The sequence below is a fragment of the Pseudomonas sp. SGAir0191 genome, assembly GCF_002812565.2.
GTDB lineage: Bacteria > Pseudomonadota > Gammaproteobacteria > Pseudomonadales > Pseudomonadaceae > Aquipseudomonas > Aquipseudomonas parafulva_B.
In genome coordinates, this window is sequence record NZ_CP025035.2 from 709,226 (window position 1) to 721,970 (window position 12,745).

Consider the following 12,745-nt stretch of genomic DNA (forward strand, 5'->3'; position numbering starts at 1 on the left):
GATTGAGCTGCGCCCCAAATGTTGGACAGTTGGTTAGCCTATCTCAGCCTGAGTCCTGTAAGCCACAGGGCTCAGGCCGTTGAGCTTCATTTTGATTCGATCATGGTTGTAATAATGGATGTATTCAGCCAACCCCGCCTTAAGCTCAGCCACGCTTGCGAAGCGCTCACGGTGGAAGTACTCCGATTTGAGCGTCCCAAAAAAGCTTTCCATCGCCGCGTTGTCCAGGCAGTTGCCCTTGCGTGACATGCTCTGTTCAAGCCCTGCTTCTTTCAACCGCTTGCAGTAGTCAGGGTATCGATAATGCCAGCCTTGATCTGAGTGCAAGAGCGGCCGGCTGTTAGCTGGTAGCCTATTGATTGCTGTCTCCAACATTTCGCCTACCAAGGTAAATCGGGGTCGGGAGTCGGTACGATAGGCAACGATCTCGCCGTTATAAAGATCCATGATCGGAGAAAGGTATAGCTTCTCACCTGCCACTTTGAACTCGGTAACATCCGTTACCCACTTTTGATTTGGCTGGTCTGCGCGGAAGTCGCGCTTAAGGATGTTGGGGGCGGCTTCGCCCATTAGCCCCCGATAAGATTTGTACTTCTTGGGGCGCACTGTACATTTCAGGTCCAGTTCGGCCATCAGACGGCGTACCTTCTTACTGTTAACCGATTGCCCTTCGCTACGCAGCGTAGAGGTGACTCGCCGATACCCGTAGCGGCCGCGGTGCCGGTGGCTGATGTCTTGTATCAACGTTTTGAGCGAGGCACACCGATCCCCAGCCTCGAGCACGCCGAGCTGGTGATAATAAGTGCTGCGCGACAAATGAGCTGCTTTGAGCAGCCAGGCAAGCGGGTAAAGCTTACGTAGCGCCGCGACTAGCCGGGTTTTTTCCTGGCTATCTTCTTCTTCGCCTTCTCCTCGTCTAGCTCCTCGAGCTTTTTTAGATAGGCGTTCTCCGCTTCGAGCTGGGCTAGCCTTGTCAGCAACTGCTCGCGAGTGAGTTGCTCAGTAGGCGTGGATGAAACGTCTTCAGACTTGCGGGGTGCTTTAGGCATCGCGGTAATCACTGGCTTCTTACGGGGCGGTCGGGGTTGATGTCCGCCACTGTAATACTGTTCCTCCCAACTGCGAACCAGTGTGGAATTGCCGAGGTTGTAAAGCGCTGACGTGGCACGCAACGAAAGGTCTTCGCGCCATTTATGATGAAGAACGGCGAGCTTGAACTCGGCGCTGTAATGGCGGCCTGTTTTCTCCAGACTGGCCTGACCGTGCGTACGGTAGGCCACGACCCAGCGACGAAGGAGCGTCGGATCCATTTGGAACTGTGCGGCAACATGGCGAAAGCCATACCCGCGATCAAGAAAGGCCTGAATGGCTGACAGCTTGAACTGCTTTGAATACCTGCGCATAAAAACCCCAAAAGTGGACGGATGTCCAACATTTGGGGCGCAGCTCACCTCCGTGTGGGAGCGGCCTTGCGCCGCGATGGGCCGCATGGCGGCCCCCGGCGATTTGAGGTGCGGGCTGAAATCCTGGGGCCGCTTCGCAGCCCATCGCGGCCGGTCCGGCGCCCCGGCGAGGCCGCTCCTACAGTGGATCGCGTGACCTGGGAAGAATCGCACCAAGCCCCGAAACATTTTGAACCAAAAATCTCACCCCGCTCTCCATCCGTAAACGAAGCGGCAAAAAAACCGCGGCGAACCCCGGCACCCCCTTGTATGCACCCCGGGCCTTTTACTGCTGGTAGCGGAGCCTCAAATGATCCAAACCCCCTTACTGATCGGTTTCATCGTCATGGCCCTGGCATCCCTGGCCATCTACATCAAAGGCGCACACTACGGCCCGCTGCTCGGCCACACCCTCATTCACGCCGCCGTCCCTTTCATCGCCGCCACCGCCTACCTGTGCATGTACCTGGGCGTCGGCAACCTGATCAAAGTCGACGGCAGCGTCACCTACCTGGCCCGCTACGTAGACTGGGCCTTCACCACCCCACTGCTATTGGCAGGCGTCGTCAGCTCCGCCTACTACGGCACCCGCGACCTGTACGGCAAAAGCGGTTACATCACCGCCATCGTCACCCTCGATGTGATCATGATCGTCACCGGCCTGATCGCTTCCCTGGCCCCTTATGGCGTGATCAAGTGGGTGTTCTTCGCCTGGTCCTGCGCCGCGTTTGCTGGCGTGCTGTACCTGCTGTGGAAACCCGTCGCCAGCATCGCCAGCCAACAACCCGGCGTCAGCCCCGCCTACCGCCGCAACGTAGGCTTTCTCACCGTGCTGTGGCTGATCTACCCCGTGGTCTTCGCCGTCGGCCCCGAAGGCTTCTGGGCCGTGAGCGATGCCACCACCGTGTGGGTATTCCTGGTGCTCGACGTGCTGGCCAAGGTCGTCTACGCCTTTACCTCGGAACGTAACCTGCGCGCCGTGCCGGTAGGCCGAGGCTACTGAGCATGACCTGTACAGGGCGCAGCTGGCGCGCCCTTGTGGGGCTGGCAATAGCGGCCAGCCTTGCAGGCGGGCTGGCCCCGCTGGCCTACGTGCTGCTGGTCGGGCTCGGACTTGGCCTGCTGCATGGGGCCAGCGACCTGTACCTGGTCGAGCACGGTCAGCGCAGGCGCTTTGTGCTCAGCTACCTGGGCGTGGCCATGGTGTGCGCCCTGATCTGGCAAGTGGCGGGGGCGTTGGCGCTTACCGCCTTTTTATTGCTGTCGGTTTGGCACTTCGCCCATGAGGATGAGGTGTTTCAGCGGCGGCATGAGCAGATTGCGCTGGGGCTGTTCATCCTGGGCGGGCCTGCAGTGTTGCACCCTGATGCGGTAGCCCAGTTGCTCAACCTGGCGATGGCGGCAGGTGCCTCTTCTGCCTTGGGCGGATGGCTGGCGGTGACGCTTGCGTGTGCCGGGCTGATTGCGTTCGGTGTGCTGCTGATGAGTGCCTGGCAACGGCGTGACCTGCGGCTGGCGGTGACCTTGGTGCTGGTGGTGGTGACACCGCCGCTGATTGGGTTTGCGCTCGGGTTCTACCTGCTGCATGCCGAACCCCAGACCCGTGTGCGCGAGCGAATGGTGGGTGCCTTGTCGATGGGCGACTACGTGCATCGCACCTGGCCAGTGCTCGCTGGGGCAGCGGTGTTTGCCCTGGTGGGTGGGGCTGTGTTCTGGCAGCAGGAACAGACCGGCATTCGCGCCCTGTTCGTAGTGCTGGCGGCGTTCGCATTGCCGCATATGTTGGTGTTGCCGCGTTTTCTTTCGGGGCGAACATTGCCTCAGGTACCGGGCCCGGTTTGACCTGATCGACAGCCCCGGCGCGCAGGTGCGCCGGGGGACCGGGGTCAGCGCATCATGCCCAGTTCAGCGTCGTCCAGCAGGGCTTTGCCAAGTGCGCAGAGGTAGTGGGCGGCCCAGATCAGTTTGGGTTTGTCTTCCATCAAGCCTTCTAGGGTGAGGTCACGGGCGTAACCCATCAATTCCGAAGCTTGTTCGCGCGCGAGTTGGCAGGGAATGCCGGGCTCGATACGGAACAGTGCGTGGGTGTGGTTTTCGCCTTGGTAGAAGACGGTTTGGCCGAGGGTGCAGGGGGTGTCTGGGTTGGACATGGGTGTGGCTCCCTGAAGTTTTTTGGGCTGGCTGTTTGGCGGGGCGGCTGGGTTGCTGCCGAGTTGCTTGAGCCAGGGGCTTGAGGGTTAGTGCGTGGGGTGTCGCGAGGGAGGGTGGTGGATTTGCAGGAGGGCGGATTCCAGCAGGCGGCGCAGGGATTCCAGCTCGTGCATGGAGGCCATGATCAGGGGAGCTGCCGGGGAGCGGGGCTGCATGAGGAGGGCTTGTTGGGCCACGGCTTCGGCGCAGAGGGCGTAGTCGGCGGCTAGGGTTAGGGTGTCTTCCAGGGTGGCGGGTGTGGGTGGTGGGTCGGGGACGATCTTCAGCATGTTCTGGTCCTCAGTGGAGCGACCAACGCTTGCTGTCAAACAAGTGGTGGCAGCTGTGCATGGGTTGACAGACCGGTGAAGACCAAACCGGCGCACACGAGGTGCCCCACACACAGCCGCCATAGGCAATCCGCGTGTTTGGTCGTCATCAGCCTGTCAAAGCTAGTCGTTGATGTGCAACGACGTGCTGAGACTAAGGCGGTGGAAAAACGACCGCAATGGGAAAGGTGGGTTGGGAGTATCTTTGGGAAATGGACTACAGGGAAGGGGAGGATTCTGAGATTTTGGGTCGGAAGAGCTACTCGTGAACGTGTTTTCAGAGACGTCCGGCCGTTGGCGGTGCTTCACGGAACACGACATCGGGGCTCGTTTCAAGCGATATTGACCTAGCGGTTTCCAGATCCCAGGCACCAACATGCGCATAAAAGTGATCTGAAACTTCGGTGTGCCGGGGTGATCTGAATTAAGTCAGTAACATATTGATTAGTAGAGCGAATTTCGGTTTGTAATTTAGGCTGGAATACCGATTGGAATACTGCGAAAAGTATTTCTGGCCTGCCGATAACCGGCTCGGGCGCCCAGCGTAGGGCGACCCAGGTCCAAGCGTGGCCACTGAGCTAAACGACCACGGGATAACATGCATCTCCCCACAATGTATCCGGGTTATCTAACATCAGCAGAATGATGACCGGAACCAGCTTGCCGAGCAGGTTGGCACAGTCGCGCAGTTGATCTCGATTGACGCTGCTGTTCCAAGTGGCACCCCCATGCATGATCTGGTTGCGCAGGGTGTAGATCCGGTTGAACAGCACCCCTAGCACGGCCGCGGTGTTGCGATTGGCCAGTGCTTGCTGCGCGGTTTTACGACCGTTGGCAAAATCAGTCTGCTCGGCTCGGTTCAGCCAGCTCAGTGCTCGATGAACACGCAAGGTGAGTTGGGGTGATGGCCCTCACGTTCTTGGCGGTGTCGGGTCTTGAGTGCTTGATAGTCCATGAGGTGATGATCCTTGAGGGGGCGCGCGGTCCGTAAAGAGCTGATGTGTGTCTGAAAACTTTACAGTTAAATGAGCGACTCGCCGCTGCCGCTGGAAACTATATGGCCAGGGCACTCGAACCTACTCCAATTGTTTACCTGTATGAACAGACAACGTGGACGCAGCCTGTCATTTTGCTTAGGGTATGGCCATTCGACACTACCTGCAAGGCGGCTGGCATGAAGCGTGATGACTTCCTGGCACAACCCGAAGTTGAGGCTTTCATTGAATGGCTGGCAGCCAACTTGCCGGTACTCACCTTCAAGCTGCGATTCAAGTCCAGCAAGTTTGTGCCCGGCGGTTTGACGGTCGATGTACAGGGGATAGAGCAGGTCCTTGAGCATTACCGCTGGAAGGCAAGCTGGCGCGACAGCCACCAGAGCGCGGTCGACTCTGAAACCTGGATGCAGACCCAGGGCTCGCTTAGGCAATTGCGTGAGTGGCTGTCGGCTGGTGTCCGCGCCGGTGATGAGCAACAAGCGCTTCAGGCCTGTTTGCAGATTCTGCGCTGGGGCGGGGTGCGGGGCGCCATTCCATTCTTGCATCGGCTGGCGGCCAGCGGCGAGTTGTCGAGCTACCTGAAGAAGATGGCTGGGCTCATGGCGCTCGATGCCGACAATGACCTGGATGACCTCAGCAGTGTCGAGCGTTTCGATTCGGGCCTGACCAAGATTCACGCCTTGCTCGACTTGTCCGGTTCGCCGATCTATGACAGCCGTGTGGGCGCCGCGATTGCCATGTTGTATGCGCTGTTCCGCCAGCAGTGGGCAGGGCGTGGCAAACCTCTGCTGAGGTTTCCGTCCGGCGGCGCGCGTGGCGACCAAATCCGCAACCCCGGGGCGTTTGCCAATTGTTTGGCAGCGCCGCAGTTCTCGGCGATCGAATACGCTGAGTGGGCGCGCTGGCAGGTCCGCTTGGGCTGGATTGTCCGCGCGTTGCTCGGGCGCACAGGCTGGTTTGCCGACCAAGGGGCAATGCCCGCGCGATGCCATGCATTCGAGGCGAGCCTTTTCATGCTCGGCTATGACCTTCGCTGCTTTGGCCTGACACCAGTACCTGAGGCCCAAGCTGTTGGCAAGCAGGGCGAAGTATCGCTGCGCGAGTCTGGCAATAGCGGCTGGGTGCCCACGGGTCATCCTTTTGGCCAGGTGCTTAGTGACTACTTGGCCTTCCGTCATAGCGGTGCGCCAGACAATAAAGACGCGTTCGTTGACTGGCTGGTGGCTGAGCCGCGCAATGGAAAAACGCTCTCACGCGCTACTGCACAGGGCTATTGCTTCCCGTTTTCCATTGACGAGTTTGACTTGTTCGGCCGCTCGCTTGCTGCCCTTGAACGCATAGTTGAAGGTGGTGAGGACGGACTGCGGGCAGCCTTGTCTGGTGTCACGCTCGAGCCGTTCACGGTGGGGGACGAGCGCGTCAGTGTCTGCCTGGTTGATGTATTTATCACTGGCAATGCCTATGCCCGCGTAGAGAGCGACAAGGAACGTGTCGACTATGTCGTAAACGCTGGCTATGCCGGTACCGAGAACTCCGCGAGAACACTCATGGCCGTAGGGCGCAGCGTAGGCAAGCACTTCGGCCTGCTCGATGTGCAGCACTTGCCAACGCCCTTGTTCGAGCAGTTCTACCAAGGTTGCTCGCTCGACGCCTGAGCCACGCCGGAGGCAATACAACCATGCAAACTCGAAATGGGACTCGGCTGTATTCCGCCTCGGACATCTGCGGCTTCCTGGAATGCCAGCATCTGACAGCGCTGGACCTGCAACACCTGGTCGCGCCGATGGAGAAAGCCCCGGCAAGCGAGCAGAACCGCTTAATCCAGGACAAAGGGCTGGCCCACGAAGCAGCATTTCTTGAACGGCTCAAGAGCAACCATGCCCACGTAGTCGACATCGCTGAGGGTAATCCGAGCTTCCCTCGGCGGGTGGAGCTGACCATCGAAGCCATGCAGGCTGGTGCGGACATCATCTTTCAGGCCTCGCTTCAGGAGGGCGCCTTTATCGGGCATGCCGACTTCCTGCGCAAAGTGCCTCGGCCGTCGGCGTTGGGTGGCCATAGCTATGAAGTGATCGACACCAAGTTGGCCAAGAGTGCAAAGGCCAAGTTTCTGGTGCAGGTTGCGCTTTATTCGCGGATGCTGATTGCGATTCAGGGCGTACAGCCGCAGTTCATGTACATCGTGCTGGGTGATGTTGCGCGTACCGAGCAGGCCTATCGGGTTGCTGACTACGCGGATTACCTAGAGCAGGTGCTGCAGCGTTTCACTGCGTTCGTGAACATTGACGGACCTCGGGTCACCTACCCGGACCCGTGTGGGCATTGTGGTTTTTGTGGGTGGCGTGATCGTTGCACTGAACAACGTCTGCAGGATGATCATCTGTCGGCAGTCGCTGGTATCAGCCGCTCGCAAATCAAGAAATTACAGGTTGGCGGTGTGACCACCTTGCAACAGTTGGCGGCCAGTGGCGATGACTTGCGTATCCCCAAGCTGCAAGTGGAGTCACTGAACAAGTTACGCCATCAGGCGCGCCTGCAGTTTCAGGGGCGCTCCAGCGATACCCCGTTGTACGAGCTGTTGCCGGTCATGGGGCCGCGGCGTGGCTTTGGCCGTATGCCTTCTGCAGTCGAGGGTGATCTGTTCTTCGATATGGAAGGTAATCCTCTGGAGGAGGGTGGCCTGGAGTACCTCTTCGGCCTGTATATAGACGAAGGCGGTGAACAAACCTTCAAAGCTTTTTGGGCGCACAGCCGGGACGAAGAAAAGATCGCGTTCGAGCAGTTCATCGACTGGGTCATCGCGCACCTTGAGCGTTACCCGAATGCGCATGTGCACCACTATGCCAGCTATGAAGAAACGGCCATCAAGCGCCTGATGAGCCAGCACGGTACGCGAGAGGCGCAAGTGGACTGGCTGCTGCGCAATGGCAAATTGATTGATCTTTACAAGGTGGTGCGTGAAGCGATCCGGGTGTCGGAACCCAGCTACTCGATCAAGAACATCGAACACTTCTACATGGCAAAGCGCGACGGTGATGTTACCAATGCCGGTGCGAGCATCGTGTTCTATGAGCGCTGGAAAGAGACTGGTGAGCCAGCATTGCTCGAGCAGATCGAGCGGTACAACGAAGACGATGTGCTTTCTACGTATTTGTTACGCAACTGGCTTGCAACCATAAGTCCGTTGGGCGTCGAGGCTCTTGCCGTACCGCATGCTGAGGGCGAGAAAGCCGTAGCAGAGCAGAAGGAGATCGAGGTTCTGCTGGCAAATTATCGTGATCGACTGCTTGCTGGCTTGCCGTCCGAAGAATGCGCACTGAGCGAAGAGGATCAGGTCAGGGTACTGACCTTCCAACTGCTCGACTTCTACCGTAGGGCAGAAAAGCCGGTGTGGTGGCAGCTGTTCAGCCGCCAGGACATGACGACCGAAGAGTTGCTGGAGGATATTGAGAGCCTCGCCGGTTTGCAGCGTACAAAAACACCGCCGGAACCGATCAATAAATCGTTCCTGTTCGAATACAGTTTCGAGCCGCAGGAAAGCAAAATGCGTTCGGGGTCCCAAGGTGTCATCCCAGAATCGTTGGCCAGTGTGCAACTGGTCAGTCTGGACCATGACGCGTGCATGGCCAGATTCAAGACCACCGCAAAAAAGGCGCCACCGGAAGCCTTTGACATGATTCCCGGCAGGCCAATACCGTCCACGCCGCTGCGCAAGGCACTGTTTCGTTATGCCGATAGCGTCTTAGCTGATGAGCAACGCTTCCAGGCGGTGGCGGATTTCCTCCATCGACGCGCACCACGGGTTAAAGGCATCGAGCCAGGTACGCCTCTGCTTAATCCGGACCTGGTAACGACCGATGCCATCAAGCAGGTGGTACGCAACCTCGAGGACAGTGTGCTGTTCATTCAGGGGCCGCCAGGTGCCGGCAAGACCTACACCGGCTCGCATGTGATCGTTGACCTGCTCAAAGCCGGCAAGCGCATCGGGGTAACCTCCAATTCGCACTATGCCATCAACAATCTCTTAGCGGCTGTTGAAGCGCGTGCACAAGTAGAGGGCGTCACATTCAAGGGACTGAAAAAGTCATCGGAAGGCGAGGGCACGGATTTCACTGGCCGTTGCATCCGCTCCATCGAGGACAAAACGGAGTTCCTCGACAACTGGGGCCCGGCTATCGACCTGAGCGCCGGGACTGCTTGGTTGTTTGCCGATGCGAGCTTTACCGAACAGTTGGATTACCTATTCATTGATGAAGCAGGGCAGGTGAGCGTGGCGAATTTAGTCACCATGGGCATGGCGGCACGTAACATCGTGCTGATGGGTGACCAGATGCAGCTATCGCAACCTGTGCAAGGCGTGCATCCGGGCCGTTCCGGTGACTCTACACTCGACTACCTGCTGGACGGCACGCCTGCCATCGCGCCCGACCGAGGGGTGTTCCTGGCGCAGACTTGGCGGATGCATCCTCAGGTTTGCTCCTTCATTTCCTTGGCAGTATACGAAGGCCAGCTCACATCGGCGCCGGGTACCGAGCGGCAGTTGTTGCTGCTCGACGGAGAGCGACCAGTAATACCGGACAGCGGGCTGATGTTCTGCGCTGTGGAACATGATGGCAATGGCCAGAGTTCCGAGGAAGAGGCTGCCTATGTCAAAGCGCTGTACGAGTACTTCTTGCGTCAGCGATATGTGGACAAAAACGGTGATGAATACGTGGTTAGCAGTGAAAACATTCTGGTCGTGGCGCCTTACAACCTGCAGGTTCAGCTGTTGAGGCAGGTTCTGCCTGCCGGCGCGCGTGTTGGAACCGTGGACAAATTTCAGGGGCAAGAGGCGGAAATTGTAATCGTATCTATGGCGACGTCGAATGAAGACTACCTGCCAAGGGACATTGGCTTCCTGTACTCGAAAAACCGTTTGAATGTAGCGGTCAGTCGCGCCAAAACGCTGGCTTGCATCGTTGCCAGCCCGGACCTGACGGCCATTCGCTGTCAGACGCCGCAAGACATGAATCTGGTCAACGGCTTGTGTATGGCGATCCGCTATGGACGGGAGGAAAAGCAGTCGTCCCGGTGTGAATAGCGGCCTTGGTGTTTCTATCTATTCGGGAAAACGTGTCATGACTTATCCGCCCGCATTGCTTGCCGTGATGGAAAAGACTCTCAAGACGACGCGCTTCGGCATCTACGACCTGTTGGCGCTAGAAATAGGAGTCTGGCATGCCGCCGTGCTTTTCGACGACACCGAGCATTTGCGGCTATTTGCTCCTGCAGCGATGAACGAGCGCGACCGCGCCGAAAACACGCCACTGGACATCGCCTACCGGCTTAACCGCTCGATATGGATCGACAGGTTGGAGGCGTTCGGGGCCGAGGGAGACAAGGCGCTTCTGGACTGGAAAGGCCTCGGCAGCTTTCTGGCCCCTGTCAACCATGTTCGTTTGCCCAGCAAACGCGGCATCATCAAGGTGCTCGCCAATCGATACCGGCAGGGCCGCAGTCTGAATGACCGTGATGCGGCAGGTAATACTCCACTCCATTGGCTGGCCGTGCACGGCCACAGCAAGGCTGCGAACTACTTCGCCAACCACTACCGGACGTTCTGCCTGGACCTGAGCGCGAGGAACAACGTGGGCCACACCGCCCGAGACGTTGCCAAGCTGGCGGGCCATCACGACATAGCGGCGCAGCTGTTAATCCGGGAAATCGACAACTACCTGGGCGCGGCATATATCTGGCAGCAGATGTGTGCCGACCGCAGCAGTTACAGCCGTAGCTGAACCTCTGTGAGCGGGACATCGAAGGGCATTGAGCCCCTCGTCTGAGAGACTCGCGATTTCAATCATGCAACAACCACGGCTTCAGCTCTTTGAGGTTGCTCACGACAATCTGCTGGGCCTCGGGGCTCATGGCCAGGCTGCGCCGGTCAATCTGATAGCGCTGCAGCACATACTTCACCAGCGCCCTGCGGCTGGGCACAATCAACTGCCCCTGGGTCATACCGAAGTCTGTCTCGATGATTGCCTTCTGCGCCTCGTTCAAGCGTCCATCGGGCTCGATGATCACCGGAATCTCGGTATTCCAGTCTTCATCCAGCTCGCGCGTGTTCGGTGAGGCGTCGAGCAAATCCGGCTGCCCGCGCAAGCGGCTCAGCACGAAGTCGCGGTATTGACCATTCTTTTCACAGTAAGCCCGAACATGCCAGCGCATGCCGGTGTAGACCAGCGTGTGAGGGGCGATCAGGCGAACCTCGACGTTTGGGGTGTTGAACGACACGTACTCGGTTTCCAGGCGCAGGCCCTCACGGCAAGCCTTGAGCAAAGGGCGCAGGACCTCCGGGCGGATGGGCCGATCCGGCACCTCCAGCACCTTGGTGTGCGCATAGGCCAGTGCGAGGCCGTCGATGTGCGGGGCCCGCTCATTGTTCTGGTAGAGCAGGTGAAGATAGGCGCTGGCGCTGTCGTCGATGAACAGCGGCTTGAACTGCTTGCTCGGTACATAACCCTTGAGCTGCTTGTCATATGTCAAGTTTTTGGGCGCATGCTCGGTGATGTAGGTGTTGATGTCCTTGGACGCCTGTTGGCGACTGATTCCAAAGCTCTGCATCAGGTGCCCCGTGGTCAGCCGGCCTTCCCACCAGGCAACGGTCTCAATCAAACGATAGCGAAGTGCCAGGTCCCAGCGTACCTGCTCGACGGATTGCTTGCGTTTCATACCCTCTCCTAGTGCGCGATTACTTTACCTGTATAAGTCTACATTCTAGACGTGTAGCTTTGCATTACATATCTTCGATTTGTCTTCGGAATACATCGGGGGCAGCAAAGGATATGAGCATGACTATGCCGGAAGTGGTTGCGACAGGGGCCTTGGTGGCGATGGGGATCATCCTGCTGGTGCTGATTCAGCAGGCTTTGAAGCTCGGTGAGCTTGGGAAAAAGGTCGAGCACTGCCAGAGGGACCTGCGCTGGCTACAGATTTGGGAAATGGAAAACCGCGAGCTGCGGTCGGCGTTGCGCGCAGAGCAGGAGCATGTTGCACAGTTGCAGTGCAAGCTGGTGATTTTGCAGGACCTAGCTTAGTTGCCCATCCTGCATGCCGAAGTCGGCTTCGATGATGGCTTTTTGCGCCTCGTTCAGCCGCCCGTCTGGCTCGAAGATGACTGGCACGTCGGCACTCCATTCCTCGTCAAGCTCGCGCGTGGTGGGCGGCTCGTAAAGCAGGTCCGGCTGTCCGCACAGGCGGCAGAGGACAAAGTCGCGGTACTGGCCGTTCTTTTCGCAGTAGGCGCGCACATGGCAGCGCATACCTATATAGATCAGTGTATGCGGGGCGATTCGGCGAATTTCCACGTTCGGCGTGTTCAGCGAGACGTACTCGGTTTCCAGGCGCAGGCTTGCGCGGCAGGCCTTAAGCAAGGGGCGCAGCACCTCCGGGCGAATCGGTCGGTCAGCTACCTCTAGCACCTTGGTGTGCGCATAGGCCAGTGCTAGCCCGTCGATGTGCAGGGCGCGCTCATTGTTCTGATACAGCAAGTGTAAGTAGGCGCTGGCGCTGTCGTCGATGAACAGTGGCTTGAACTGCTCGCTCGGCACGTAGCCCTTGAGTTGCTTGTCATATGTCAATTTTTTGGGCGCATGTTCGGTGATGTAGGTATTGATTTCCTTCGATGCCTGCTGGCGGCTGATACCAAAGCTCTGCATCAGGTGCCCTGTGGTTAGCCTGCCCTCCCACTAGGCAACGGTTTCGATCAGGCGGTAATGAAGTGCTGAGCTCCAGCGAGCCTGCTCGATGG

The 12,745-nt window shown here is 58.4% G+C and carries 10 protein-coding genes and 2 pseudogenes; 6 read left to right on the forward strand and 6 right to left on the reverse strand.

The features are described from left to right. Positions 1-33 precede the first annotated feature (33 nt). A protein-coding gene (locus CWR53_RS03065) for an IS3 family transposase (RefSeq protein ID WP_375335480.1) occupies positions 34-1,403 on the reverse strand; the annotation gives its coding sequence in 2 pieces (ribosomal slippage) (positions 34-921 and positions 924-1,403; 1,368 coding nt in all). Positions 1,404-1,752: 349 nt separating this feature from the next. On the opposite strand from CWR53_RS03065, the gene CWR53_RS03070 reads away from it, so the two are divergent. After that, positions 1,753-2,445: a bacteriorhodopsin gene (locus CWR53_RS03070; RefSeq protein ID WP_023534529.1), complete on the forward strand. Its 693-nt coding sequence runs from the start codon at positions 1,753-1,755 to the stop codon at positions 2,443-2,445. 2 nt (positions 2,446-2,447) lie between these two features. Beyond that, positions 2,448-3,284: a beta-carotene 15,15'-dioxygenase, Brp/Blh family gene (locus CWR53_RS03075; protein WP_100850774.1), complete on the forward strand. Its 837-nt coding sequence runs from the start codon at positions 2,448-2,450 to the stop codon at positions 3,282-3,284. 44 nt (positions 3,285-3,328) lie between these two features. On the opposite strand, the gene CWR53_RS03080 is transcribed toward CWR53_RS03075, so the two are convergent. The 3 genes and pseudogenes from CWR53_RS03080 to CWR53_RS03090 all read right to left on the reverse strand — a co-directional run bounded on the left by CWR53_RS03080 (position 3,329) and on the right by CWR53_RS03090 (position 4,916). Further along, a complete protein-coding gene (locus CWR53_RS03080) occupies positions 3,329-3,592 on the reverse strand; it encodes a DUF3077 domain-containing protein (protein ID WP_100850775.1) in 264 nt (87 codons plus the stop codon). 87 nt (positions 3,593-3,679) lie between these two features. After that, positions 3,680-3,922 (reverse strand): hypothetical protein, encoded by a 243-nt coding sequence (locus CWR53_RS03085; protein WP_028687111.1) that lies wholly within the window; start codon positions 3,920-3,922, stop codon positions 3,680-3,682. A 617-nt stretch (positions 3,923-4,539) separates the two neighbouring features. Beyond that, a pseudogene (locus tag CWR53_RS03090) lies at positions 4,540-4,916 on the reverse strand (hypothetical protein). Between the two features lie 219 nt (positions 4,917-5,135). On the opposite strand from CWR53_RS03090, the gene CWR53_RS03095 reads away from it, so the two are divergent. Genes CWR53_RS03095 through CWR53_RS03105 form a run of 3 tightly spaced genes read left to right on the forward strand, consistent with a single transcriptional unit; the run spans position 5,136 to position 10,733 of the window. Further along, a complete protein-coding gene (locus tag CWR53_RS03095) occupies positions 5,136-6,611 on the forward strand; it encodes a hypothetical protein (protein ID WP_100850776.1) in 1,476 nt (491 codons plus the stop codon). A gap of 23 nt (positions 6,612-6,634) precedes the next feature. Next, a complete protein-coding gene (locus CWR53_RS03100) occupies positions 6,635-10,036 on the forward strand; it encodes a TM0106 family RecB-like putative nuclease (RefSeq protein ID WP_100850777.1) in 3,402 nt (1,133 codons plus the stop codon). 37 nt (positions 10,037-10,073) lie between these two features. After that, complete coding sequence (locus CWR53_RS03105; RefSeq protein WP_100850778.1) at positions 10,074-10,733, forward strand: ankyrin repeat domain-containing protein; 660 nt, start codon at positions 10,074-10,076, stop codon at positions 10,731-10,733. Between the two features lie 58 nt (positions 10,734-10,791). On the opposite strand, the gene CWR53_RS03110 is transcribed toward CWR53_RS03105, so the two are convergent. Beyond that, positions 10,792-11,667, reverse strand: a complete 876-nt coding sequence (locus tag CWR53_RS03110; RefSeq protein ID WP_100850779.1) for a WYL domain-containing protein — start codon at positions 11,665-11,667, stop codon at positions 10,792-10,794. Between the two features lie 119 nt (positions 11,668-11,786). Here CWR53_RS03110 and CWR53_RS03115 point away from each other — a divergent pair, with 119 nt between their 5' ends. Beyond that, positions 11,787-12,032 (forward strand): hypothetical protein, encoded by a 246-nt coding sequence (locus CWR53_RS03115; RefSeq protein ID WP_100850780.1) that lies wholly within the window; start codon positions 11,787-11,789, stop codon positions 12,030-12,032. On the opposite strand, the pseudogene CWR53_RS03120 reads toward CWR53_RS03115, so the two are convergent. Then, positions 12,030-12,743: pseudogene (locus CWR53_RS03120) on the reverse strand (WYL domain-containing protein); the annotation flags it as partial. The gene CWR53_RS03115 and the pseudogene CWR53_RS03120 overlap by 3 nt on opposite strands. Positions 12,744-12,745 lie beyond the last annotated feature (2 nt).